27 protein-coding genes and 1 tRNA gene are annotated in these 21,926 nt (G+C 66.9%); 12 read left to right on the top strand and 16 right to left on the bottom strand.

What is annotated here, in order from left to right; genetic code table 11:
- Genes EIZ44_RS15535 through EIZ44_RS15545 form a run of 3 tightly spaced genes read left to right on the top strand, consistent with a single transcriptional unit; the run spans position 1 to position 4,165 of the window.
- Positions 1-1,452: a bifunctional 3-(3-hydroxy-phenyl)propionate/3-hydroxycinnamic acid hydroxylase gene (locus EIZ44_RS15535; RefSeq protein ID WP_167754137.1), complete on the top strand. Its 1,452-nt coding sequence runs from the start codon at positions 1-3 to the stop codon at positions 1,450-1,452.
- Positions 1,449-2,267, top strand: coding sequence for an SMP-30/gluconolactonase/LRE family protein (locus tag EIZ44_RS15540; protein ID WP_167754138.1), 819 nt, complete (start codon positions 1,449-1,451; stop codon positions 2,265-2,267). The genes EIZ44_RS15535 and EIZ44_RS15540 overlap by 4 nt, the downstream gene beginning before the upstream one ends.
- Positions 2,264-4,165: an acetoacetate--CoA ligase gene (locus EIZ44_RS15545; RefSeq protein WP_240691313.1), complete on the top strand. Its 1,902-nt coding sequence runs from the start codon at positions 2,264-2,266 to the stop codon at positions 4,163-4,165. Before EIZ44_RS15540 ends, EIZ44_RS15545 begins: the two co-directional genes overlap by 4 nt.
- On the opposite strand, the gene EIZ44_RS15550 is transcribed toward EIZ44_RS15545, so the two are convergent.
- On the bottom strand, positions 4,149-5,585 hold the full coding sequence (locus EIZ44_RS15550; RefSeq protein ID WP_134729290.1) for a carboxylesterase/lipase family protein: 1,437 nt from the start codon (positions 5,583-5,585) through the stop codon (positions 4,149-4,151). The two genes, EIZ44_RS15545 and EIZ44_RS15550, sit on opposite strands and share 17 nt — an antisense overlap.
- Before the next feature lie 70 nt (positions 5,586-5,655).
- Here EIZ44_RS15550 and EIZ44_RS15555 point away from each other — a divergent pair, with 70 nt between their 5' ends.
- A complete protein-coding gene (locus EIZ44_RS15555; protein ID WP_037811096.1) occupies positions 5,656-6,240 on the top strand; it encodes a TetR/AcrR family transcriptional regulator in 585 nt (194 codons plus the stop codon).
- Between the two features lie 64 nt (positions 6,241-6,304).
- On the opposite strand, the gene EIZ44_RS15560 is transcribed toward EIZ44_RS15555, so the two are convergent.
- Positions 6,305-6,700, bottom strand: coding sequence for a hypothetical protein (locus EIZ44_RS15560; RefSeq protein WP_051171969.1), 396 nt, complete (start codon positions 6,698-6,700; stop codon positions 6,305-6,307).
- A 106-nt stretch (positions 6,701-6,806) separates the two neighbouring features.
- Here EIZ44_RS15560 and EIZ44_RS15565 point away from each other — a divergent pair, with 106 nt between their 5' ends.
- Positions 6,807-7,016 (top strand): hypothetical protein, encoded by a 210-nt coding sequence (locus EIZ44_RS15565; RefSeq protein ID WP_134729292.1) that lies wholly within the window; start codon positions 6,807-6,809, stop codon positions 7,014-7,016.
- A gap of 269 nt (positions 7,017-7,285) precedes the next feature.
- On the opposite strand, the gene EIZ44_RS44695 is transcribed toward EIZ44_RS15565, so the two are convergent.
- Entirely contained in the window at positions 7,286-7,456 is a 171-nt protein-coding gene (locus tag EIZ44_RS44695) for a hypothetical protein (protein ID WP_167754139.1), read from the bottom strand.
- Positions 7,457-7,733: 277 nt separating this feature from the next.
- Here EIZ44_RS44695 and EIZ44_RS15570 point away from each other — a divergent pair, with 277 nt between their 5' ends.
- The 3 genes from EIZ44_RS15570 to EIZ44_RS15580 all read left to right on the top strand — a co-directional run bounded on the left by EIZ44_RS15570 (position 7,734) and on the right by EIZ44_RS15580 (position 8,797).
- On the top strand, positions 7,734-8,099 hold the full coding sequence (locus EIZ44_RS15570) for a glycoside hydrolase family 25 domain-containing protein (protein WP_134729294.1): 366 nt from the start codon (positions 7,734-7,736) through the stop codon (positions 8,097-8,099).
- A gap of 108 nt (positions 8,100-8,207) precedes the next feature.
- A complete protein-coding gene (locus EIZ44_RS15575; RefSeq protein ID WP_134729296.1) occupies positions 8,208-8,579 on the top strand; it encodes a hypothetical protein in 372 nt (123 codons plus the stop codon).
- A complete protein-coding gene (locus tag EIZ44_RS15580; protein WP_037811091.1) occupies positions 8,576-8,797 on the top strand; it encodes a hypothetical protein in 222 nt (73 codons plus the stop codon). Before EIZ44_RS15575 ends, EIZ44_RS15580 begins: the two co-directional genes overlap by 4 nt.
- A gap of 84 nt (positions 8,798-8,881) precedes the next feature.
- On the opposite strand, the gene EIZ44_RS45915 is transcribed toward EIZ44_RS15580, so the two are convergent.
- From EIZ44_RS45915 to EIZ44_RS15605, 6 genes are all read right to left on the bottom strand, one after another.
- Entirely contained in the window at positions 8,882-9,094 is a 213-nt protein-coding gene (locus EIZ44_RS45915; RefSeq protein WP_338081072.1) for a hypothetical protein, read from the bottom strand.
- Positions 9,095-9,135: 41 nt separating this feature from the next.
- On the bottom strand, positions 9,136-9,369 hold the full coding sequence (locus EIZ44_RS45920; protein WP_276323727.1) for an LppA family lipoprotein: 234 nt from the start codon (positions 9,367-9,369) through the stop codon (positions 9,136-9,138).
- 118 nt (positions 9,370-9,487) lie between these two features.
- Positions 9,488-10,009 carry a hypothetical protein gene (locus EIZ44_RS15590; RefSeq protein WP_200864272.1) on the bottom strand — a complete coding sequence of 174 codons (522 nt, stop codon included), beginning with the start codon at positions 10,007-10,009 and terminating at the stop codon, positions 9,488-9,490.
- Entirely contained in the window at positions 10,006-11,661 is a 1,656-nt protein-coding gene (locus tag EIZ44_RS15595; protein ID WP_037811087.1) for an alpha/beta hydrolase, read from the bottom strand. The genes EIZ44_RS15590 and EIZ44_RS15595 overlap by 4 nt, the downstream gene beginning before the upstream one ends.
- The gene (locus tag EIZ44_RS15600) at positions 11,661-11,969 is read right to left on the bottom strand and encodes a type VII secretion target (protein ID WP_037811085.1); all 309 of its coding nucleotides are present in this window, start codon (positions 11,967-11,969) and stop codon (positions 11,661-11,663) included. The genes EIZ44_RS15595 and EIZ44_RS15600 overlap by 1 nt, the downstream gene beginning before the upstream one ends.
- A gap of 309 nt (positions 11,970-12,278) precedes the next feature.
- A complete protein-coding gene (locus EIZ44_RS15605; protein WP_037811083.1) occupies positions 12,279-12,659 on the bottom strand; it encodes a hypothetical protein in 381 nt (126 codons plus the stop codon).
- Between the two features lie 189 nt (positions 12,660-12,848).
- On the opposite strand from EIZ44_RS15605, the gene EIZ44_RS15610 reads away from it, so the two are divergent.
- Entirely contained in the window at positions 12,849-13,718 is an 870-nt protein-coding gene (locus tag EIZ44_RS15610; RefSeq protein ID WP_081684799.1) for an IS3 family transposase, read from the top strand.
- A 72-nt stretch (positions 13,719-13,790) separates the two neighbouring features.
- Here EIZ44_RS15610 and EIZ44_RS15615 read toward each other — a convergent pair whose 3' ends face one another.
- From EIZ44_RS15615 to EIZ44_RS15630, 4 genes are all read right to left on the bottom strand, one after another.
- Positions 13,791-14,036: a hypothetical protein gene (locus EIZ44_RS15615; protein ID WP_167754140.1), complete on the bottom strand. Its 246-nt coding sequence runs from the start codon at positions 14,034-14,036 to the stop codon at positions 13,791-13,793.
- A 115-nt stretch (positions 14,037-14,151) separates the two neighbouring features.
- Positions 14,152-14,661, bottom strand: a complete 510-nt coding sequence (locus EIZ44_RS15620; protein WP_134665210.1) for a hypothetical protein — start codon at positions 14,659-14,661, stop codon at positions 14,152-14,154.
- 338 nt (positions 14,662-14,999) lie between these two features.
- Positions 15,000-15,072: transfer RNA gene (locus tag EIZ44_RS15625), tRNA-Arg, on the bottom strand.
- A gap of 16 nt (positions 15,073-15,088) precedes the next feature.
- Complete coding sequence (locus tag EIZ44_RS15630; protein WP_043830740.1) at positions 15,089-15,709, bottom strand: TetR/AcrR family transcriptional regulator; 621 nt, start codon at positions 15,707-15,709, stop codon at positions 15,089-15,091.
- Positions 15,710-15,780: 71 nt separating this feature from the next.
- On the opposite strand from EIZ44_RS15630, the gene wzt reads away from it, so the two are divergent.
- On the top strand, positions 15,781-16,527 hold the full coding sequence (gene wzt / locus EIZ44_RS15635; protein ID WP_134729298.1) for a galactan export ABC transporter ATP-binding subunit Wzt/RfbE: 747 nt from the start codon (positions 15,781-15,783) through the stop codon (positions 16,525-16,527).
- On the opposite strand, the gene EIZ44_RS15640 is transcribed toward wzt, so the two are convergent.
- A complete protein-coding gene (locus EIZ44_RS15640; RefSeq protein ID WP_167754141.1) occupies positions 16,524-17,477 on the bottom strand; it encodes an Lrp/AsnC family transcriptional regulator in 954 nt (317 codons plus the stop codon). The two genes, wzt and EIZ44_RS15640, sit on opposite strands and share 4 nt — an antisense overlap.
- Between EIZ44_RS15640 and EIZ44_RS15645 the strand changes: the two genes are divergently transcribed.
- The gene (locus EIZ44_RS15645; RefSeq protein WP_134729302.1) at positions 17,433-18,923 is read left to right on the top strand and encodes an MFS transporter; all 1,491 of its coding nucleotides are present in this window, start codon (positions 17,433-17,435) and stop codon (positions 18,921-18,923) included. The genes EIZ44_RS15640 and EIZ44_RS15645 overlap by 45 nt on opposite strands.
- On the opposite strand, the gene EIZ44_RS15650 is transcribed toward EIZ44_RS15645, so the two are convergent.
- Together EIZ44_RS15650 and EIZ44_RS15655 are read right to left on the bottom strand one after the other, a co-directional pair.
- Positions 18,844-19,713, bottom strand: a complete 870-nt coding sequence (locus EIZ44_RS15650; protein ID WP_134729304.1) for an SDR family oxidoreductase — start codon at positions 19,711-19,713, stop codon at positions 18,844-18,846. The genes EIZ44_RS15645 and EIZ44_RS15650 overlap by 80 nt on opposite strands.
- 61 nt (positions 19,714-19,774) lie before the next feature.
- Positions 19,775-20,275, bottom strand: coding sequence for a pyridoxamine 5'-phosphate oxidase family protein (locus EIZ44_RS15655; RefSeq protein WP_043830726.1), 501 nt, complete (start codon positions 20,273-20,275; stop codon positions 19,775-19,777).
- Between the two features lie 347 nt (positions 20,276-20,622).
- On the opposite strand from EIZ44_RS15655, the gene EIZ44_RS15660 reads away from it, so the two are divergent.
- Positions 20,623-21,834: an LCP family protein gene (locus EIZ44_RS15660; RefSeq protein ID WP_240691314.1), complete on the top strand. Its 1,212-nt coding sequence runs from the start codon at positions 20,623-20,625 to the stop codon at positions 21,832-21,834.
- Positions 21,835-21,926 lie beyond the last annotated feature (92 nt).

Here is a 21,926-nt window from a genome sequence, read left to right on the forward strand (position 1 = left end):
ATGGACACTTACGACATCGCGGTCGTGGGCTGCGGTCCGGTCGGCCTGACCCTCGCGCGGCTGCTCAGCGCGAAAGGACTGAGGGTCGCCGCGATCGATCCGAACCGGATCGTCTGTCACCATCCGCGGGCGACTCATCTCGACGACGAATCGATGCGCACTCTGCAAACGCTGGGCGCGGCCGATCTGGAGGAGCGGTTCCTGCGGCAGACCGGATGGACGCTGCAACTGCCGGACGGCACGCCATTCCTCGAATTCGCCCACGCCCGGGAAGAATCCGGACAGGGCTGGCGCACGGACTACCAGTTCCACCAGCCGGATTTCGAATCCCGGCTGCGCGGTCTGCTCGCGAACGACCCGAACGTCGACCTGTGGTTCGGCTGGTCCGTCGCAGAAATCGCCCAGGACGCCGACGCCGTCCGCCTCACCGTGACCGGCCGGGACCAGGTCAGGACGCTGACCGCGGCCTACGCCGTCGGCTCGGACGGGGCGAATTCGTTCGTCCGGCGACTGATGGACGCCGAGGTTGAAGATCTCGAGGGAACGCAACGTTCGCTCATCGTCGACATTCATCCGTTCCAGCACCCGCCGGCGCTGCCCCAGGAATCCGGATTCATTCTGTGCCAGGGACAACGGCCGATCACCTACGTGCCGATCTTTCCCCCGATGCTTCGGTTCGAATTCATGCTCCTCGACGGAGACGACGCCGCCGCGCTCGAACGTCCGCAGGCGGTGTACGACGCGCTCAGCCGCTGGATCGAACCGGGCAGCTACCGCATCATGCGCGCCGACACTTACGAATGGCACGCGCGGCTCGTGCGCGGCTGGCGTTCCGGCAGGCTGCTCCTTGCCGGCGACGCCGCCCACGAAATGCCGCCGATGCTCGGGCAGGGCATGTGTTCCGGACTCCGCGACGCGGCAAACCTCGCCTGGAAACTCGCCGCCGTCGTCCAGGGCAGCAGCCCCGACAGCCTGCTCGACACCTACGAGAGCGAGCGCGCCCCGCACGTTCGCCCTTACATCGCCGAGTCCGCCCGGCAGGCCAACCTCATCGAGTCCTTCGGCATCGGCGACACCCATCCGGAACTGACGGAGCCGCAGACTCTCGAACCGCTCCGTCCGCCGCTCGGCCCCGGCCTGACCACCTCGGTCAGCCGACTCAGCCCGCAGCCCCGGGCCGCTGACGGCACGCGGCTCGACGACGTCACCGGATACAACTTCGTCGTCGTCGGCAAACAGGCCGTCTCGGCGGAGATCGTGAAACTGTGGCGGCACCTCGACGTCGCGGTGGTCGCTGATAGCGGCCCGGCGGTCGAAGAATGGTTGGCCGCGAATTCTGCCACCGCGGCCATTATCCGCCCGGACCGGTACGTGTTCGCCTTCGCCGCCGACACGGCGGAACTGGAGACGGCGACGAAGGAACTCGCGCGACGCATGGAGGTACGCGCGTGAAGCCTTACGGCACCGGGATGATCTGGGGCGAAGGACCCCGCTGGCATCAGGGCGCGCTGTGGCTGTCGGACACCCAGGGCAGTCGACTGTGGACGGATCACGGCGGGACCTGGAGCGCCACCAAGGTGGACTCCCCGGCGAACGGACTGTGGTTCTTGCCCGACGGCAGGTTGGTCGCGGCCATGATGCACGAGAAGCGCATCGGCGTCTGGGTGGACGGGCAGTTCTCCACCTACGTGGATCTCAGCGCCGTGGCGACTGGTCCGCTCGGCGATCTCGTCGGTGACGAGCAGGGCAATCTGTACGTCGACGACGTCGGGTTCGTCCCTGGCGAACCGCCGCGACCGGGCCGTTTGGTGCGGGTCGGCGTCGATGGCTCAGCCACTGTCGCTGCCGAGAACCTCGACTTCCCGAACGGTCTCGCCTTCATCGACGGTGGGCGCACCCTGGTCGTCGCCGAGACCGCGGCGCAACGGCTGACGACCTTCACCGTCGGCCCGGACGGCACGCTGACCGACCGGCGGCTCTACGCCGACCTCGCCCGCTTGGTCGGCCCCGACGCTCGTCCGGACGGAATCTGGCCCGCCCCGGGCGGGATCTGGGTGGCGACCACGACTGGACACGCAGTCGTGCTGGTCCGGGACAACACGGTGCGCGAGACGATCACAACCGGCGCCACGTTCCCCATCGCCTGCTGCACCGATGGCGGAAACCGGCTGTTCGTCACCCTCGCCGACACCGGCGGTCGGCCGCTGTTCGAGGCCCTCGCAGCCAAGGACGTGCGGACCACGGTCGCGGAATGGGAACTCGAATGACTGCGCGGATCACCGATTTCGCCCGGTACGCGTCGGCCCGCACCGGACGCGACCTGACCGGCGGATACCGGACGTTGTGGGAGTGGTCGGTGCACGATCTCGACGGGTTCTGGTCCGCGGTGTGGGACTACTTCGGACTGCCGGCGCGTCCGGAGGGACAACCGGCGCTGGCGACCGAGGCGATGCCCGGCAGCGTTTGGTTCCCGGGGAGCACGTTGAACTATGCAGCCGAGGTCTTCCGGGATCGCGACGAGGACGCCACTGCGGTGATCGCGGTGGCCGAGGACGCGGTGCCGGTCGAACTGAGCTGGGGTGAGCTGCGCCGGCAAGTCGGCTCGGTCGCGGCGGCGCTGGCTGAATGGGGAGTATCGCCGGGCGACCGGGTGGTGGGTTACCTGCCCAATTCGGCCGAGGCGCTCGTGGCGTTCCTGGCGACCGCGAGCCTCGGGGCGATCTGGGCCGGATGCGGGTTGGACTACGTCGGATCGGCCGCGCTCGCGCGGTTCGCGCAGCTATCGCCGACCGTGTTGATCACCGCGACCCAATCCCGGCACGGCGGCCGCATCATCGAACGCAGCGCCGACGTGGCGGCCTTGCGCGCCGGACTGTCCACATTGGTCGCGACAGTGGTGCTCGATGACGAGGTGCCCGGCGCGATCTCCTGGTCGTCAATCGTCAATGGCGACGCTGTCTTTGCACCCGTGCCCGTTCCGTTCGAGCACCCGCTGTGGGTTCTCTTTTCCTCCGGGACCACCGGCCGTCCTAAAGGGATAGTGCACGGACACGGCGGCGTAGTCCTCGAGCAGCTGAAACATTCCGCGTTCCACCAGAACCTGCGGCCTGGCGACCGGATCCTCTGGTACACGACGCCGAGCTGGATGCTGTGGAACTCACTCGTCGGCGCTCTCCTCACCGGAGCGACCGCGGTGTGCTACGACGGCAGCCCGACGTTCGACCGCCCGGATGCGTTGTGGCAGCTGGCCGCTCGCCTGCAGGTCACCACGCTCGGCACCAGTCCCGGTTACCTCGCGTCGTGCCGCAAGGCCGGGGTCCGGCTCGGTGACCATGACCTGCGCGCGCTGGTACGGCTCGGCGTCACTGGCTCGACGTTTCCGGCTGACCTGCACCGCTGGGTCGAGGGCGAGCTCGGGCCGCGGGTGCAGGTCGTTTCCAGCAGCGGCGGGACGGACGTCGTCACCGCCTTCGCGAGCGCGGCGCCCACCACGCCGGTGTGGGCGGGCGAGTTGTCCGCCCCCTGCCTCGGGGTCGCGCTCGATTCGCTGGGGCACAACGGGGAATCAGTGCGCGGCGCGGTCGGTGAGCTGGTCGTGCGGCGGCCGATGCCGTCCATGCCGGTGCAGTTCTGGAACGACCCCGACGGCAGCCGGTACCGAGCCGCGTATTTCGACACGTTTCCGGGGCTGTGGCGGCACGGCGATTGGACGACCATCACCGATCGGGGTTCGGTGATCATCCACGGCCGTTCGGACGCGACGCTGAATCGGCACGGCGTGCGCATGGGCAGCAGCGATATTTACGGGCCGGTCGAGGAACTTCCGGAGGTCGCGGAGGCGCTGGTTGTCGGCGTTGAGCTGGACGATGGCGGGTACTGGATGCCGTTGTTCGTCACGCTGACCGACGAGGCCCGTCTCGATGAAGCGCTGCGACACCGAATCCTCGCGGCCATCCGCCGAGGTGCTTCCGCGCGGCATGTTCCCGACGAGATCCTTGCGGCGCCGGGGATTCCGCATACCCGCACGGGGAAGAAGCTCGAGGTTCCGGTGAAGCGGCTGTTGCGCGGAGAAGAGCCGGACAGCGTGGTTGATCCGGGGAGCGTTGATCGGCCGGATCTTCTTGACTGGTATCGGCAGGTCGGCATGACTAAGCGGGAAGGCTGAACGGGACCGGGGTGTGCTGCTCCCAAATCTTCCGTGAAGCTTCTTCCGGATAGGGAACGGTCTCCGACTCGACGTCCAGCACGCGGGTCAGCCGTTGGCCGGGACGATAGGTGGCCCACCCCGGATCGCCAGTGGCTGCGAAGCTGACCCAAGCACGCCGAAGCTCCTCGGACGCCTGAAGCGTGGTGGCAACTGGCATCTCGCCGAAGACCTGGCGGCCGACCGGACTGTCCAGAGTTCCGAAGGCGAGACACACGTCGAGGCTGTGACACGCGCCCAGACCGGGCGCGGACAGACACAGCTCGAACAGGTACGACCGGCCGCCAGCCAGAGCGTTGACTTCGGCCAACTGCTGGCTCGGCATCCGGAAAAGCGCGTCCGAGTAGACGGTCTCCATCAACTCCTCCGGGCTGGCTTCCGGATAGCCGGCGCGGTAGCCGTCTGGCGACGGAGCAAAGAGGTCGAGCGCCCGTTGCGCGTCGTCGGCAGTGAACGTGCCGACTCGACCGGCCATGACGGAGAACAGCCGGAACTCGTCGCGGGTGTGGCCGACGAGGAGGTCGACGCCGTCCGAGAGAGCCGACCAGGGCGTCTGCGGCAGGGAATTCTCGTCCAGCACAGGACAAACTCCGGCCCCGATTTGCGCCATCGGCCCCCAGCGGTCGCGTTGGCCGGACAGGCTGGCGTTGAACGCGGTGAGCCTCTCGGCCAGCTGCCACGGGTCGACGTTTCGGAGGTCTTCCCCGTTCGCCAGCGCCGCGGTGACCTGCTTGGCGAGGGAAGGGAGGACGAACGCACCGGGTACGGAATGGGCGATGGCGCGTTGGAACAGGCCTTGCGCCGTCACGAGCAAGGACGCGACCGATCCCGCTCCCGCGGACTGACCTGCGACGCACACTCGCGCGGGGTCGCCGCCGAAGCGGGAAATGTTGCGCTGCACCCATTCCAGAGCGGCGATCTGGTCGAGGAACCCGCGGTTGGCCGGAGCGCCGTCGATGAGCGCGAACCCTTCGACGCCGACCCGGTAATTCACGCTCACCACGACCAGCCCGGCCGCGCACAGCAGCGTCGGGTCGTAGCTCGGGTCGCTGCTTACCGAGATGACGTATCCGCCGCCCGGCAACCAGACCAGCACGGGCAGAGCCGCACCCGGGTCGGGCGTTGCGACGTTGAGGGTGAGCCAGTCCGTTTCGTGCGCCGACTCCACCTGGACCGGCCCGGATTGCGGAGGCAGCGGCCCGAATTCGGTCGCCTGTCGCGTCCCCTCCCAGGGCGAGACCGGGACCGGCGCGGCGAACCGGAGATCACCCACCGGCGGCTGGGCGTACGGAATCCCGCGGAACTCCGCCATCCCCGCTCGCCAGCGGCCCGCCACGGCCCCCTCGACCGTCCGGACCACTGGCTGCGTCTTGTCGTCCATTCTCGTTCCCCCTCCGGTTTCAAGTCAAGTGTATTATGTCACTTGTATTGGAACGAGGGAAAGGGCTGCCGTGCCGAAGAAGGTCGACCACCGCGAGCGCCGGGAAGCGATCGCGCGCGCGTTGTGGCGAGTGGTGGCGCAGCAAGGCTGGAACCGCGCGACCATGCGCGAGGTCGCCCGGGAGGCGGACGCGTCGCTCGGGCAGGTTCAGCACTACTTCTCGACGCGGACGGCGATGCTCACGTTCGCGATGGAGTTCGCCGCGGAGCAGACGTCGCACCGGGTCGCCGAGGGGCTCGTCGACGTCACGCACCCCCGCGAGGTGCTGCGGGTGACGCTCACCGAGATGCTCCCGCTGCACCCCGACGCCCGCGCCACCAGCCGGATGAGCGCCGCGTACGTCCTCGAAGCACTGCACGACCCCGAGTTGCACGCGAAGCTGCGCGACGACCTGCGCGAGAAACGAGCGCTCGTCGAACAGATGATCCGGCAAGCCATCGCGGACGGACACATCGCCGAGGATCGGGACCCGGCCGTCGAGACGAATCTTGTCCTCGCGTTGACTGGATTGACGCCGCTGCTTGAGCTGGACGTGATCGATCCTCGCGCCGCGCGCGTGGCGATCGATCGGTATCTGGATCAGCTTTTCGTTTAACCCGCGCCGGTCAAGCAGTGCTGCACGAGCGGGCCACGCCGCAGAGAGACTCGAACGCGGCCGGCTACGGCCGAATTGTTTGCAGCGCTTCCCCGTTCTCGGCGATGAACCAGAACGACCATCCGTTGCGGTTGTTGTGCACATTGGGGTTGAGTGCTTGGACAACCCCCATCGCCGCACCGCTCGGGCTCTTGTACGAGCACCCAGCGAGCACGCCGCTCGTAATGTCGACTCGCTTAGTAGCTTTGTGGTAGAGCGCCTCGATGCGCTCGCCTCCGTAGTCGGCGTAGATGGACACGCCGTCATCAGCAGGTTCCTGCCCAGCGGCGGCGGGCGTTCCGACCTCACGGACGAAATGGTCGAGCAGACGTCGCACCGCCTCACCGCCTGAGACCTGCCACGCACGTGCGAGCAGCATGACTCGGTCGTAGTCGCTGTCCACAAGATCCAGTTTTTTCAATTCTCATTCCTCTCTGGTTGCTGAGAAGATAGTAGTATTCTCTACTGGGTTGCGCAAGCGGCGACAGTCCGAAGCCGCTGTCCGATGAGTGAAGGGCTCCTACCCCATGACCAAGCCTCGTGCGACGTCGTCCCGCCAGCGGACTCTGCTTGTCCTGGTCGCAGTGCTCACTGGAGTGATCGCCTGCCTGGTGGCCGGAATCGTGGCGGCCGCAGTGGGCACCCGAACGGAAGTCGTGCTGACCGCTGGGGCAGGCGCTTTTGTGGTGACCGTCAAGCTCGTGCTCCACATCCTGAAGGAGCTCCGGCAGCTGTGAGCAATCATTGATGCGCACCGCGAAGAGAATGGACCTCACAGCAGAGAAGCGGCCGCTCTTGTCCAACTGAAAGGAAGGGCTTGTCGCGAGCCAGAGGGCATGCCGATCACCATGTTTTGTGCCCCCGGCAGGATTCGAACCTGCGACACCGGCTGTCGCAGAATCATGGCCATGTTAGCTCCATTTATGTTGTGGCGTAACGGAATCCGTCCCGCAGTGACTCAGTTGGACATCGTTGTATCGAGTTGAATTCTGACGGTTTACTGACACTAGTGACCCCTCAAATCGCCGATCTTCGGCTCGGCGTCGAGCAACGTCTCCAGCAGAGCCGCGGCCCGCTCGTTCGTCACCTGCATGCGCCAGTAGCGCTTCTCGACCATCTCCTTGGTGTTGCCCAGCTGGCTGGCCGCCTCCTCGACCCGGCCGCCCTGATCGGCCATGTGCGTACCGACGGTGGATGCGCCCGGCGAACTCGGCCAGCAAACCCGAGTGGGTCTCCTGCGCGCAGGCGCGCGCGGGCCAGTCGTGGCAGGTCGACGGCCTCGACTTCCAGCCCGCGTGGTTGATGAGCGGCAACGCCGCCGGTGACGCAGACGCGCTCAACGCGGAGTCACCGCGCTGCCGGCTTGGAATACGGCTGGCTCAAGAGGGCCGATGGCGCGCGTCTACAGCAAGAAAGCCGACGGCCGGGTTTGAACTGCGGACGCGCACGCCGCGTTGTTCCGCCGTCTCGGCATCCCGTTCGGCGGCTACGTCTACGCCCAGCCCAGCGACGGTGCCGCCGAAGCCCGCGTGCTGTGGGCGGAGTGCAAGCGACTCGGCGGGACCGGGGTCGCGCCCGGCTGCGACATCGAGAGCGACCCGAAGATTCACATCTGGTCGAACGCTGCGGACAAGGACGACGGCCGCGCGTACTGCTCGCAGATGCGCCAGCTCGGCGTCCGGCCGGCGGTCTACATGAACGCGTCGCTGGAGCAGGCGACCCGGCCGGATCTCTGGCCGGAAGTCCCGGCCGTCTGGGTCGCCCGATACGGGCTCAAACCGGAGACCCCAAGGAACGGCGTGCAATACACCGGCCACTAAGACATCCATCAGTACCGCGACGACGGCGCACTCCCCGGCTCGGCCGGAGCCGTCGGCTGGAACCAGTCCTACGCCAACGCTCAACTCATCAGCACGGAGGCTCCCGACATGGACGCTACCCGAACCCGGCAGCTGGCCGAGCTGCATTCCTGGCTTAGCCCGCTTTCGCTTGAGATCGGGCCGAACAACGCGGACGGCATCGCCCCGCGCTCAAACGCCAAGCCGCTCAACGACATGCTCGCCAACGTGTACGGATGCTCTTCTTCGCGTCGAACTACATCGCGGCGCCGGACGGCAACCCGATGCCGTCGATCCTGCCCATGGTCGCCAAAGGCCGTCGGCGCGGGCCTCGACGATTTCCGCGCGCAGCTGCGCGCCGACGTCGTGGCAGTGCTCGGCGAGGACAACGCCGAGCAGGCCGACGAGATCGTGGACAAGCCCGCCGCTCGGCTCGGCACGAAACCGGCGGTCGCGCAGTGACCGCCCCGGATCAGCCGAGCCGCGCCGGCACCGAGCCCGCGAGCATCGCCGAGGCCGTGCGCCTGGTCCTCGTCGCCGTCGTCGCCATCGGGTGGTGGGTGATCCCGGACCAGACCATCAACGTGATCGTGTCCGCGGTCGGCACGATCCTGTCCGTCGTGAGCAGCGTGCTCGTCCGCCGCCCTGTCGTGCCGGTCGCCAAGCTCGACCAGGACTAACCGGGCATGGAACCGCCTCGCCGCGCAACCGAGGGGGAAGCGCGGCGGGGCGGAACTGAGCAGATGGCGGGTCGGTGCGCCCGGCTAGGGCGTGGCCGACGGGGTGCCACGTTGCTTGGCCGCAGAGAAGAGGCGACAGCCAAGGTCGAGGCCAAGGCTGGTGTTGAGCGCGGTGCCGAAGGAGATCGCTCCTTCATCGGTCCGGTTATGGAAGACGGCGTCGTGTGATCCGGGCGCGTCGTGCAGACGCTGGGGACGCGGGTCGAATCCGTAGCGCTGGGCGATGGTCCCGATGATGGTGAGGGCTTTCTCCTAGTCCGCGTCCGGCAGGTTCCCGGTCACCCCGTGGTCGCCCAGGCTTGCCTGTTCGCCGTCGTTGCCGACGCCGGGGAATCGTGCGCCGCACGCTGCTCGCGAGCCGTGCCGAGCGGCGTCCAGGGCGTCAGTTTGGGGATGGCGGCGGTGAGGGCTTGGCGGAGTTCGGTGTCGAGTTGCTGGTATTGCTGGCGGGCTTGGTCGGTGTCGGGCAGGCGCATCAGTGCGGCCCAGACTTCTGCGGGGTCTCGGTCCACGTTGTCTCCTGGGAAGGGCGATTTCTCGACACTGCACGCAGTCAGGACTGCAGCGAACAGCCCAGCAATGAGCAGGACTGCTGACCTTGGCTGATCCAGTCGACGGCTCATCCGGGTCTCAGGACTTGGGCTCGGGCGTCCCGTTGGGCCAGACGCACGGCGAACTAGCTCCGATGCTCAGGCGCCCCAGGACCGTTCCCGTCACCGTGCCAGTCAGGCTCATGACGTAGCCGTCACCGTTATGGGCGTTGGCGAATTGGTCGCCCTGCCAGGTGTCGGTTTCGATTGTCCAGCCGTTGTCCGTCCACCACTTTTTTAGCTTTTCGTAGTAGGAACTATTTTGCGCGCGGTCCGGGCCGTCTACCCAGTAGGTGACGCCGACCCTGACTTGACCGGTTTCTTTGTCCGACGAGTCAGTGCAGGACTCTGCGGGAAATACGATTTCGGTCAGCTTGTACCCGACAGGGAAGGAGATCGACGCGGCAGCGTGAACGGCGTCCGCCGCCGCCTGCTTGGCCTGTTCGGACGTGAGGGTTGGCTGCATGGGGGCACCTCCGCAGGCGGTCATTGCGATCAAGACGGCGGCAAGCGTTGCGAGCCTCATCGGCTGCACAGGTTTTTTTTGATAGTTACGAGTCATGGTTTGCTTCCGGCAATTACCTTGCCTATCGACTTGAGTGAGGAAGAGTCTTTGTTCCAGTAGTCGCTGTGGGAGGTGGCGGGGTTTCCGGTGTCAGAATCGAAGGTCTGCCCGCCGAACCAGGGGGTGGTGGGGGCGGGTCCGAGGGGGTCGATTCCGTCGAGCGGGGAGAAGTCGAGGTTGGTGAGTGCGGGGATGGGGTCGGTAGTGGAGGCGGTGGAGTAGATGTGCTGGCCGACTTGGTTTTGAGGAGTTCCGTCGAGGTGGAGCTGATTGGCGTGGTCGACGCCGACTCCGGGGCTGGCGACCATGACGAGGTTGTTGGCGGGCAGGCCGAGGTCTCGGGCGGTTTGGCCGACGACGGTGGTGCCGTAGCTGTGTCCGATGACGGTGGTGTTCACCGGCCCGTGGTGCGCGGCCCCGAGCCCGTCCTGAAAACCGCGCAGCGCGGGTTCGGCTTTGTCGGCGAAGCTCGTGCTGGCCGCGTCCGGGAGGACGCTTTGCGGCGCGTCGTACCCCACCCACGTGATCACCGACGTGGACGGGGAACCCAACTGCGTGGCTTTGGCTGCCATGGCGTCGGAGCGTTCGATGTCGGTGTGCATGCCGTCGTTGAGCCCGGCAGTGGTGCCGGGGACGTAGGTGGCGACGTTGGCGGCGTGGTCGGGATCGCCGATGGCGACGATCGCCTGCCCGGAGTTCGCGGGGTTGATGCCAAGCAGGTAGGCGGGCGGCTGACCGGGCAGGGCCTGGTCGAGCCGGTGTTTGATCTGGTCCATTCCGGCGATCTTGCCGTTGAGCTCGTCGAGTTGCTTTTCCAGCGCGTAGTACTCCTTCTGTTGCTGCGGATCGCTGCGTTTCACCCCGTCGAGCCGGTGGCGGATGTCGTCGCGCTGCCGTTGCAGATCGGCGTAGTCGCGGTCGAGCACGGCCCGGTTCGCGCGGTCGCGGTCGACGGCGGGCAGTCCGTCTATCGCGCCGATCCGGCCGGGGCGGTCGCGGATCAGGATGTCCCGCTCGGCCGGGGAGAGGGTGGCCCACCACGCCGAGGCTTGCGATGGCGTCGCGTTGGGCGGAGGTTCGGGCGCGGTGAGGCCAGGAGCGTTTAATCCGTCGGCGGCCGCGGCGGCGACGGTGGACTCGTTCCCGGTGCCGAACTGGCCGGCGGCTGCTTTGTCCAGGACGGCGGCGAGGTCGCTGTCGATGTCTTCGGCGGTGCGCAGGATCTGCGCGACGTCGTCGGCCAGTTGCTGTTGTGCTCGTGCCCGGTCCTGCGGGTGCAGTTCCGGTGGCGGGTCACCTGCGTAGACGCAGACGATCGCGCCGTCGGCGGTGATCGCGAACCCGTATTTGCGGGCCAGCTCGTCGGCGTTCTTGATCGCGGCCTGCAGCGCGAGGATCGCGTCGGCGGCCTGCCCGACGGCTTTGCCGATCGCGGCGACTCCGGCGGCGTAGGTGTCCAGGCCCTGCATGTGGGTCTTGTGCTGGGCGGCCGCGCCCTCGGCGGCGGGACCGCTCCAGCCGTCCACCGGGAGCAGTTTGCCGTAGTCGCCGCCCTCGCTGACCAGAACCTGCACCTTCGCCCGCACGGCCGAGCAAACCTCGTCCAGCACGTTCGGGTTCCAGGCGCGCACATCGGCCAGTGACACCATCAGCGCGGCCCCCGCATCGTCGGAGCGACGGGGAACACCCCGGCCGCGCTGTGGTCGCCCTTCTCGTACCGGTCGGCTGCTGCACCAAGATTCTCGCCGAACCGCTGCGCCTGTGCACACCACTGCGCGAAGGTCGACGACAACGCTTCTTGGCAGCCCCCGGCCGCCGCCGCGGCCTTCCCGCCCCGCACCGCAGCCGAGACCCGCCCGACCAGACCGGCGCAATCCGCGCCGCGCAGACCGGCCGTTTTCTCCCCTGCGGACCGCCCCGCCGCTCTCAACGCAGCGGGCACACTCGTGAACCCCATCGGCCTCCCCTTCCCGTAACCGAGAGTCACGTTACGGGCACCGGGGCTCGGAGATCAACGGTGTCTACCCCTCAAACGGGGGGCTCGCCAGCGAACACGCGAAGGCCTATCTAGGCGCAGCTAGATAGAACTACTCAGGAGGAGGAGAAGCGACGCGTGGCACGACCTGATGTGCAGCGCCCAAGGACTCGTGAACGCTAGATCGCCGCCATGCGCGTCGCTCGACCGGCACATTTCACCGGACAACGGAACCGCCCCGCCACGCGCCTGCGAGAGGGAAGCATGCGGACGTGCGGCATGGGGTCGTGGTTATGTGCGGGATCGAAGGGTTAGCAGGGGCGAGAGCTCGATGGCGTTCTGGCCGCCGTGCGGGCGAATCGTCTCCTTGTGTTTCTTCAGGAGCCGACGGATCGTGGCATAGCACGTACTGTGTGCGTCGGTGACTGCCTGTATGGATGCGCCGCCTTCGTAGTCGAGAATGTTCTGTTCGATGTCGAGGTCGGTGCGCTTCACACCCTGTCGGATGGGCGGCAGCACGGCCCCTTCCTGCCGCAGCAATCGCCCGGTCCAGCTCAGCGACAGCCCGTGCTCCCGAGCGATCTCGGTGACCGACTCACCGGCTCGCCAGGATTCGATCATCCGGCGGTTTCGCTTGATCCGTTTCGCGCGCGCCTCGTCCGGCGTTTCCATCCGGTGTTCCTGTCATCGCAGTCTGTTGGATGGGGGCGGTGGTCTTCGGGATAGCCCACCGTCCCCCGCACCCCGTCCGGTGGGGGCGCACCCGGTGCCGCAGCGTGTCGAGGGATCACCGCCGCGGTGCCGGGCTGTCTAGATGTCCAAACGGAAGCTTTCGCCGCACTCGCCGCATCGGTGGTCCGTGTGCTTGGCGGTCGCGCCGCAGGCTTTGCAGGCGAGTCGTATCCGGATTGGACGGCGCGGCGGACCAATGCGAGCGAAGCCCGGCGCTCGGCGCAGCCAGTCGGAGAAGAGGAACAGGGGATTGATCCCACATTCGTCGTCGGCGTGGTGGTCGCCGCGATCCACGACGAGTCGAACGGCACCTACGGAACGCCCCGGCTGCACGCCGAACTGCGCCACCGCGGGCGGCGGCACTCCCGCAAGCGCATCGCCCGGCTCCTGCGCGCCGCCGGCCGCGCCGGACGAGCTCCGAAACCGTGGCGCACCACCACCGTCCCCGACCCGGGCGCGCACACTCCGGCCGATCTGATCAAGCGGGACTTCTCCTGCAGCACAAGCGATATCAACACTCGCTGGTGCGGCGATATCACCTACATCCGCACCTGGGAAGGCTGGCTGTATCTGGCCACGGTGATCGACCTCGGTTCCCGCCGCGTTGTCGGCTGGGCCACCGCCGATCACCTGCGCACCGACCTGATCGCCGACGCGCTCAACAACGCCGTTGCCCAGCGCCGACCGGAACCCGGGGTGATCTTCCACTTCGATCGCGGCTGTCAATACACGCCTGCCCAGTTCGGTGCCCTCGCCGACGAGCACGGCGCGCGTTTGTCGGTGGGGCGCAAGGGACAGTGCTGGCCCAACGCCGTCGCCGAATCGTTTTTCGCTACCATCAAAGCGGAATTGCTCGACCGGCGCGGCTGGCCTACCCGGGTTGCCGCGCACAAAGCGATCTTCGGCTACATCGAAGGCTGGTACAACACCCGCCGACTGCACTCCAGCCTCGGCTACCTCAGCCCCAACACCTACGAACCCACCCACCGGATAGCCTGACCGCCTCAACGACCCTGTCCGTCAAAACGGGTCAGCCCCAGTCGGTCAGTGGCAATCCAACTGGACCTGCGCTCAGCGATCCTCGCCGCTCGTGCCGGCGACCCGGTCGAGGCCGACGACTATCTGGGCGAGGTACGCGCGTTCGCGGACGAGTTCCAGCCGCCCGCGGTCCCGTACTACGGCGTCGACGCCAGCACGACGAACATCGTCGTTCACTGGTGCGCGAAGCCGGTCGAGAACTACAACGGCACCGAAGCCGTCCGGCGTGCCTCCGCCGTCGAAGTTACGGACCCGCGTCGACCGGAACGGGTCGGGCACCACCACATCGACATGGCGCGCGCATGGATGCTCCATGGTGACCGAGAGCGCACTCTCGCAGAGTTGAACGCGGCCAGGGAAGTCGCACCGAACGCGACCCGTCACCACCCATCGGTCACCGAGACGGTGCGGGCGCTCGCCGCTTCCGAGCGGCGCACCACCGCGACTCCGGCTGGGTTCGCGCGATGGGCAGGCGTTCGGCTCTGACCAGAGCTAACCCGGTCGGTTGGCGGCGAGCAGTGACCGCGCGGACGCCACCTCGTACTCGGTGCAGCCAGTCCCCCCGCTGGTCGAGGTACGGCGTGTACGCCGAGCCGAGCAGTCGCGAGCCGCAGTCGGCGACCGGTTCCAGCACGTCGCCGTAGGCTTGCATGGTGCGGTCGCCGTACTTGGCGTATTGCCGCGTATGAACCCACTCGTGGTTGATCACGTCGATCATGTGCGAGCACGGAACCCGCGGGGAAATGCGCACCTGCATCGTGCCGTGCAGGTCGACCACGCCCCACAGATTGTCGGGCGGCTCGGCGATCGTCCAGGTGAAGCCGCCGCGACCGAGCTCGTCGAGCCGCCGGTTCATCACCGTGGCCTGGTCGCACGTCGGCGCTTTGCGATCGGTCGGCCTCAACCCGGCCGACCGTGCGACCGGGTCGACCGGTGGCGCGAAGCTGGTCAGACCGAATGCAACGACCAGGGTTGCCAGCAGCGCCCCGATCGATCGCGAGGTGAAGCATCTCGGTCTGTCGGAGTCGTCCCCCACGGTGTCCCCCTCGTCATGGTCCGGCAAAGGGGATCGCAGAGCGAAGCGGACCTGTTACGCGGGAAGCCGCGGGAGGTGCGGACCGTGTGCGGAGAGGTACGGTCGGGGGCCGAACCGTCACGCGCTGAATTCAGACAGTTTTCTGACTCTTGAGGCTTCCCGGTTCGAACCTTCTTGATCGAAATAGGATCTGACCTGCGGATGTGTGCCCCCGGCAGGATTCGAACCTGCGACACCGGCTTTAGGAGAGCCGTGCTCTATCCCCTGAGCTACGAGGGCCGTCGCGTGCTGCTGGCTACATCCTAGCGGGGCCCGTGGGCGGTGAAGTCAGGTACGCCAGTGCCATCTCCGCCGCTTCCTCCGCCCATGTCTCCCACGGGCGGTCGTCTGGCCAGAATCTGCTGGTCGCGGCGCGGTGGACGCATGCGCCGATGATCGTTCTGGCGGCCATTTTCAGGTTCTCGACCTCGGCCGAGGACAGCGGCAGGGCTTCCAGCAGAGCGTCTTGGATCGCGGACAGGGCGGCCAGGCCGCGGTCTCGGCCGTCGGAGCGTTGGGCGTCCAGCAGTTCCGGGAAGATCCCGTCGTGTTCTTCGAAGGTCTGCGCCAGGGCTGCCACGAAGGCGGTGAAGATCGAGCGCAGGTCCGGGGGCGCTGAGCGGAGGGCGTCTCGGACGCTGGTTTCCAGCTGGGTCAACAAGCGGTCCTTCACGGCGTGCAGCAGCTGTTCCTTGCCGTCGAAGCGGCGGTAGATCGTGCCGACCGACATGCCTGCCTGTGAGGCCACCGCGGCGACAGTAAACGACTCCAGGCCCTGCTCGGCCAGGACTTGTTCGGCTGCGGTCAGGAGTTTCTGCAGCGCGGCGCGGCTGCGGGCTTGTTGCGGCGGGCGGAAGCCCTCGCTGGTCTCGCTCACTCGCGGCACGTTACTGGTAGCGTCGCGGATATGCGAATGATAATTCCTGTTCGCATCTAGGAGGGGGAGCCATGGTCAGCATCGAGGTGCGCAACGCCTACGTCGACTTTCCGATCTTCGACGCCAAGACCCGGTCGTTGAAGAAGCGGGTGCTCGGGAAGGTCGGCGGGACCATCGCCGACGGGGCCAAGGTGCCGGTGATCGAGGCGTTGCGGGACGTGTCGTTCCGGCTTGGCGAGGGCGATCGGGTCGGGCTGGTGGGGCACAACGGGGCCGGCAAGTCCACGTTGCTGCGGTTGCTGTCCGGGATTTACGAGCCGACGCGCGGCGCACTGAAGGTCGTGGGGCGGGTCGCGCCGGTGTTCGATCTGGGGGTTGGGCTGGATCCGGAGGTGTCCGGGCGCGAGAACATCCTGATACAGGGGCTCTTTCTGGGGATGAGCCGGCGGCAGATGGCGAAGCGGGTCGAGGACATCGCGGAGTTCACTGAGCTCGGCGACTATCTCGAGCTGCCGTTGCGCACCTACTCGGCCGGGATGCGGGTGCGGCTCGCGCTCGGGGTGGTGACCACGATCGATCCGGAGATCCTGCTGCTCGACGAAGGGCTCGGAGCGGTCGACGCGGCGTTCCTCGCCAAGGCGCGCGATCGACTCAAGGACCTCGTGCGGCGGTCCGGGATCCTGGTGTTCGCGAATCATTCCGACGAGTTACTCGCGGAGTTTTGCGATACCGCGTTGTGGATGGACGAGGGGCACGTGAGGCAGCACGGTTCGTTGCCCGAGGTGCTGAACGCTTACAGCGGGAAGGCCGCGGTTTAGAGCGGCAGCAGCGATCCAGTGCGCTTCACCGTGCGGACTACGGGGGCGGTTTCCATTTGCTGGATCCCGTCGAGTGCTCCGACGCGTTCGGTGAGGTATTCGTACAGGTGCGTCGCGTTTCGGCAGGCGATCGCGGCGACCAGGTTCGCCGGGCCGGTGGTGACTGCGGCGAATTGCACCTCTTCGTGTTCCGCCAAGGCACTTGCCACCGAGGTGACGACTGAGGGGCGGACGATCATCCACAGTCGCGCTTCTGCCTGAAAACCCAAGGCGCGCAGGGAAATATCCAGCTGATACGACAGCACCCCGGCTCGGCGGAGGGTTTCGATCCGGCGCTTCACGGTCGACTCGGACAGGCCGGACGCGGCGGCCAGTTCGCCGTAGCTGGCGCGGCCGTCGTCGGCCAAGACTTGCACTAACTGCAGGTCGGCGTCGTCGAAGGTGATCTCTTCGGTGGGGTCGACTGGGACTTGCAGCGCGGCGATCTGTTGGTCGGACAAGGCCGACCACCGGCCTAGGCGCGTGAACCCGTGCAGCATCTGATGCGCGGACACGGACGTGATCCGGCTGCTCCGCGGGAGTTTGTCGAGCAGCAGCACGTCGGGTTCATCCACAATGGACGACTGCGTCGTGCACGCGATTTCCGTGCCGCCGGACAGCAAATGGACCCAAAACGTATCCGGGCGCTTGGCGAGCGCCGTCGCGATCGGGAGGCCGGACGCGGGCGCGCAGGCGAATCGGACCGTCCACAGTGCGTACCCGAGTCTCGCGCTCGCGACCGCGCCGACTACCCGGAGCACCCCGGCCTGTCGCAACCGCCGGTAGCGCCTGCCGATGGTGTTCTCCGAAACGCCGAGCACGTCGGCGATCCGCGCGAAAGCGGCGCGGCCGTCGAGATCCAGCGCGTGGATCAGCTGGCGGTCCACGGAGTCCAGCGTGACGGGTTTCATCACTTCACGGTAGTTGATGACGGGATCCGCCACCAAAGGCCAGTTTGCTTGAGGCGCGCCGACAGCGAGATCACTCTTCGGGGAAAGAGAAAGGGATCTGTGATGCGCAAATGGGGGCCGTTGGCGGCGATCTGCCTCGGGTCGTTCATGTTGATCCTCGACACCACCGTGGTGACGGTTGCGTTGCCGGAGATGGCACGCGGGCTGGGAGCATCGCTGGCCAGCCTGCAATGGGTGGTCAACAGCTACACCTTGGTACTCGCCATTCTCGCGTTGAGCGCGGGCGCGATCGGCGACATCGTAGGGCAGCGCCGGGTGTTCGTCGGTTCGGTTGCGTTGTTCGCGGTGGCGTCGCTGGGATGTGCGCTCTCGCCGAATGTCGGCGTGCTGATTGGCGCGCGGGCGGTGCAAGGGATCGGCGGCGCGGCGATGATGGTGGCTGCGATGTCGTTGCTGGGAGCCAATTACGCGGGCAAGGAGCGAGGTGCCGCGTTCGGGACGTGGACGGCGGTGCTCGGTGGCGCTGGTGCGGCGGGCCCGTTTCTCGGTGGCGTTTTGACGCAGTGGGCGGGGTGGCAGGCGATATTCTTTCTCAATTTGCCGTTGAGCGTGCTGACTCTGCTGCTGACCCGGAAGTATCTGGCCGAGGCACCGAAACGACCGGCTGGCACCCGGATCGACTTCGGTGGCATGCTGGCTTTCGGAGTCGGTTCGGGTGCGGTGATCTACGCGTTGATCCAGCATGCGTGGCCGGTGTTCGCTCTCGCGGCCGTGGCGTTGACAGGTTTCGTTGTGGTCGAGCGACGAGTGAAGCACCCGATGCTCGATCTCGCACTGTTCCGCCGGGCATCATTCGTGACAGTGCTGGTCGTGGTTGTCGCGAGTTCTTTCGTATTCGCCTGCCTGGTTTACGTGTCGATCTGGCTGCAAACCGCGGTACACCTCAGCCCGACCGAGGCTGGGCTTGCGCTGATTCCGTTGGCGGCAACGTCTTTTCTCGCCTCGATCCTGATCGGCAAGCGGCTGCACGCGGTTTCGCCGGGCATCGTGCTCGGGCTCGGGGCCCTGCTGGCGGCTGCGGGCTGCGGCCTGGAGTGGATGCTGCTCGACCGCGATTCGACGTGGCTCAGCCTGCTGCCCGGGCTGATCGTGACCGGCGCTGGGATGGGGATCGCCGGACCTGCGGGCAGCACCGCGATTCTCAGCGCGGTTCCTGGGGACCGCGCGGGGATGGCGTCCGGTGCCATGGCTACGTTCCGGCAGCTCGGCCAGACGCTCGGCGTCGCCGTGCTCGGGCTGGTTTACGCCGCCGACCTCGGCGACGTCTTCCTGGTCACCGCCGGGCTCAGTCTCGTCGCCGCCGTGCTCAGCTGCCTTGTGCTGCCTCGAAACAATGCCGGTGCGCCGTCGCGAACTCGCGGAAGTTCCGTGGCCGCTGGCCGGTGATGTCCTCGACTGTGGACGTCACGGTTTCCGCGCCGCCGTCCAGGTACGTATTGCACACCTCGACCAGCGCCTTGGCGTGGAACGAGGACATGCCGGCTTCGGCCAGCGCGGAAAGTGCTTGCTCGTTCGACATTCCGCGGTACGTGATCGGACGGCCGAGCACTTCGGACAGCACTGCCGCGGCCTCGTCATACGTCAGCGCTTCGGGACCGCTGAGCGTGTACGCTTTGCCTGCGTGACCGTCCTCGGTCAGTGCCCGAAACGCTACGCGGGCAATGTCTTCGGCGTCTACAAAGGCGATCGGACCGCGGATCAGCGGGCTGGCGAAGAAATTCCCGGACCGGATGGTTCCGGCCCAGTTTCCCGAGAACGCTTGAAGATAGAAGTTCGCCCGGAGAAAGGTCCAGGACAGCGGCGAGGTTTCCAGCATCCGCTCGACGGGACGGTGCAGCCGGGCGATCGGGGTGAGTTCCTCGTCCGCCCGCCACAGCGACTGTTTCACCACGTGCGAGACCCCGGCGGACACGGCGGCTTCGACCACATTGGACTCGTTGCCGGTCTGTCCGGGGCTCATCGCACCCAGCAAGAAAACCTTCGACACTCCGGCCAGCGCCGGTTGCACGCTAGCCGGATCGGACATTTCGACGGTGACCGCGTCGATTCCGTCCGCGGTGGCTTTCTGTGCTTTCTCCGCGGAATGGTAAGCGGCCCGGAACGGCACCTCGGCCGCGCGCAACTGCTTGACCAGCGCCGATCCCACGTTGCCGCTCGCACCCGTCACCAGGATCATGCGCTCCGCCTTCGCGCGTCGGGGGCGTGTAGGCGATTCAGTGTAGTGGATCAGCGGACGGCTATCCGGCGTTCGCTTCCGCTCGCCGCTGCACCAGTTCCTCGACCGCGGACGGCAGCGTGGTGTCGAAGTCGATGAGCTTCGCCCAAGTCGGCGTGACGACGATGCGGACCATGCCGTCCGCGTACAGGGAGCGGACTTCGGCTTCCCATTCGACGCGCTGTTCCGCCGTCATCTCGTAGGTGCCGTTGATCTGGAGGAACTCGTCGGGGATGTGGTCGACGTAGTCGAGTTCGGCGCGGCCGCGGACGAGCAGGATCTTCGGCGGGTGCGACTCGGTGTCGATGGTCAGCGCGACCATCGGGTTCGCCCGCAGCGCAGGCAGTTTCGGCGCGTTCTTGGTGGTGCACAGGACGACCTCGGTGCCGTTCCAGGTAAACGAGATCGGGACGCTGCGCGGAGTGCCGTCCTTCGCCACGTAGGCGAGCCGGGTGATGTCGCGGGCGAGCAGTTCACGGCTGAGCGGGCGGTTCAGGACTTCGGCGACTTCCTGCGGTTCCATCGTGGTCTCCTTCTCGGCTTCGGTCAGGTGCTGCGGGGACGGAGCCCGGACGGCGTTCTCGACATTACCTCGACTGTGACCTGAGTCACTTTGATAACTACAACACTTGTACAACTGCTTGACAGTTATCCGGCGGAGGACGTTGAGTACTCCGCGAGCCTGGAAACGCGATCGGCCCGGGAAGCGGGGCTGGAGGGAGTGCTTGCCATGACCACCGCCACCCCTGGGTTAACTCTGCGTGAGCTTCGTTCTCAGCGTGTACACAGCGTGTGTGCAGAACAGTGGTCAACCATGACGCCCCGGCACCGGAAGGCCTGATGACCGACCCTCACGACAGACGTGCCGCCGTGTCCCGAAGTGCGGCGGCGCGTGGTGTCGCCGCCCGTGCCGCGGCCCGGCGGCGGCGGGTCACCGGCCGGGTCGCGCTGGCCCTCGCGGCCGCGTTGACGCTCTCGCTGACCGGCTACGGCTGGGCTGCCTACCACGGTGTCGTGTCCGGGCTGCAGGTTTCCGACGTGCTCGACGGGCAGTCGACCTCCAGCGGCGGCGACACCAACATCCTCGTCATGGGCCTCGATTCGCGGCTCGACGAGAACGGCAACCCGCTGCCGAAGGACATCTACAACTCGCTGCACGCCGGGGATCAGCAGGACGGCGGCTACAACGCGAATGTGCTGATGTTGCTGCACGTTCCCGGCGACGGCGGCAGGGCGACGTCGATCTCGATCCCGCGCGACGATTACGTTCCGCTGGCGGGCTGTCCGGACAACGTGTGCCAGGGCAAGATCAAACAGGCCTACGGGCTGGCGTTCGACGAAAAGGCCAAACAGCTCGTCTCGCAGAATGTCACCGACAAATCCCAGCGCGAGCAGCGAGCCCGGGACGCGGGCCGCCGGGCGGAAATCGACACCGTGCGGAAATTCCTCGGCGGCGTCCCGATCGACCATTTCGTCGAGGTCACCCTCGTGGCGTTCTTCGAGATCGCCCAGGTAGTCCAGCCGATCACGGTGTGCCTCAACGAGGACACCCAGGACAGCTATTCGGGTGCGAATTTCCACGCCGGCCAGCAGGAGATCAGCGCCGAACAGGCCGTCGAATTCGTCCGGCAGCGCCGCGACAACGTGCATCCAGCGCTCAATTTCACCGATCTCGACCGCGAACGCAGACAACAGGCTTTCATCTCTTCGCTGGCCTATCAGCTCAAACAGGGCGGTACCTTCACGAACCCGGCGAAACTCCAAGGGATCCTGGATGTCGCGAAGCAGAACACCGCGGTCGACAGCGGGCTGGACCTGCTCGCGCTCGCGAAGCAAGCGTCCAGCCTGACCGGCGGGAATGTCAGTTTCGTTACCCTTCCGGTCGACCATTTCGGCAAGAGCCCGTCCGGCGAAGACGTCAACTTCGTGAATACCGGGCAAATCCAGTCACTGGTCGCGCAACTGCTCAGCGGCGCTCCGGTGCCGACACCGGCTGCGTATGTGCGCCCGATGACGCACAGCAGCGGCGTTCCCGCTCCCCCGCCGGCGTTGAGCGGGGGCGGAATCCCTTGTGTGAAATAGCTTCAGCGGCGAATGCCCGCGCGCCGCACTATCCGATGAGGACGGTTAGGGCATAATCGGCCCGGCGCGTTCCTTCCGCGCGCCGGAAAATC

It is taken from the genome of Amycolatopsis nivea, from assembly GCF_004522235.1.
In the GTDB taxonomy this organism is placed as follows: Bacteria; Actinomycetota; Actinomycetes; order Mycobacteriales; family Pseudonocardiaceae; genus Amycolatopsis; species Amycolatopsis nivea.

Excerpts from the sequence above, each read along its gene's own strand:
- EIZ44_RS15535 (WP_167754137.1), top strand. The coding sequence starts at position 1 with ATGGACACTTACGACATCGCGGTCGTGGGCTGCGGTCCGGTCGGCCTG.
- EIZ44_RS15545 (WP_240691313.1), top strand. The coding sequence starts at position 2,264 with ATGACTGCGCGGATCACCGATTTCGCCCGGTACGCGTCGGCCCGCACC.
- EIZ44_RS15550 (WP_134729290.1), bottom strand. The coding sequence starts at position 5,585 with ATGGACGACAAGACGCAGCCAGTGGTCCGGACGGTCGAGGGGGCCGTG.
- EIZ44_RS15565 (WP_134729292.1), top strand. The coding sequence starts at position 6,807 with ATGACCAAGCCTCGTGCGACGTCGTCCCGCCAGCGGACTCTGCTTGTC.
- EIZ44_RS44695 (WP_167754139.1), bottom strand. The coding sequence starts at position 7,456 with ATGGCCGATCAGGGCGGCCGGGTCGAGGAGGCGGCCAGCCAGCTGGGC.
- EIZ44_RS15575 (WP_134729296.1), top strand. The coding sequence starts at position 8,208 with ATGGACGCTACCCGAACCCGGCAGCTGGCCGAGCTGCATTCCTGGCTT.
- EIZ44_RS15590 (WP_200864272.1), bottom strand. The coding sequence starts at position 10,009 with ATGACTCGTAACTATCAAAAAAAACCTGTGCAGCCGATGAGGCTCGCA.
- EIZ44_RS15595 (WP_037811087.1), bottom strand. The coding sequence starts at position 11,661 with ATGGTGTCACTGGCCGATGTGCGCGCCTGGAACCCGAACGTGCTGGAC.
- EIZ44_RS15600 (WP_037811085.1), bottom strand. The coding sequence starts at position 11,969 with ATGGGGTTCACGAGTGTGCCCGCTGCGTTGAGAGCGGCGGGGCGGTCC.
- EIZ44_RS15605 (WP_037811083.1), bottom strand. The coding sequence starts at position 12,659 with ATGGAAACGCCGGACGAGGCGCGCGCGAAACGGATCAAGCGAAACCGC.
- wzt (WP_134729298.1), top strand. The coding sequence starts at position 15,781 with ATGGTCAGCATCGAGGTGCGCAACGCCTACGTCGACTTTCCGATCTTC.
- EIZ44_RS15640 (WP_167754141.1), bottom strand. The coding sequence starts at position 17,477 with ATGAAACCCGTCACGCTGGACTCCGTGGACCGCCAGCTGATCCACGCG.
- EIZ44_RS15650 (WP_134729304.1), bottom strand. The coding sequence starts at position 19,713 with ATGATCCTGGTGACGGGTGCGAGCGGCAACGTGGGATCGGCGCTGGTC.
- EIZ44_RS15655 (WP_043830726.1), bottom strand. The coding sequence starts at position 20,275 with ATGGAACCGCAGGAAGTCGCCGAAGTCCTGAACCGCCCGCTCAGCCGT.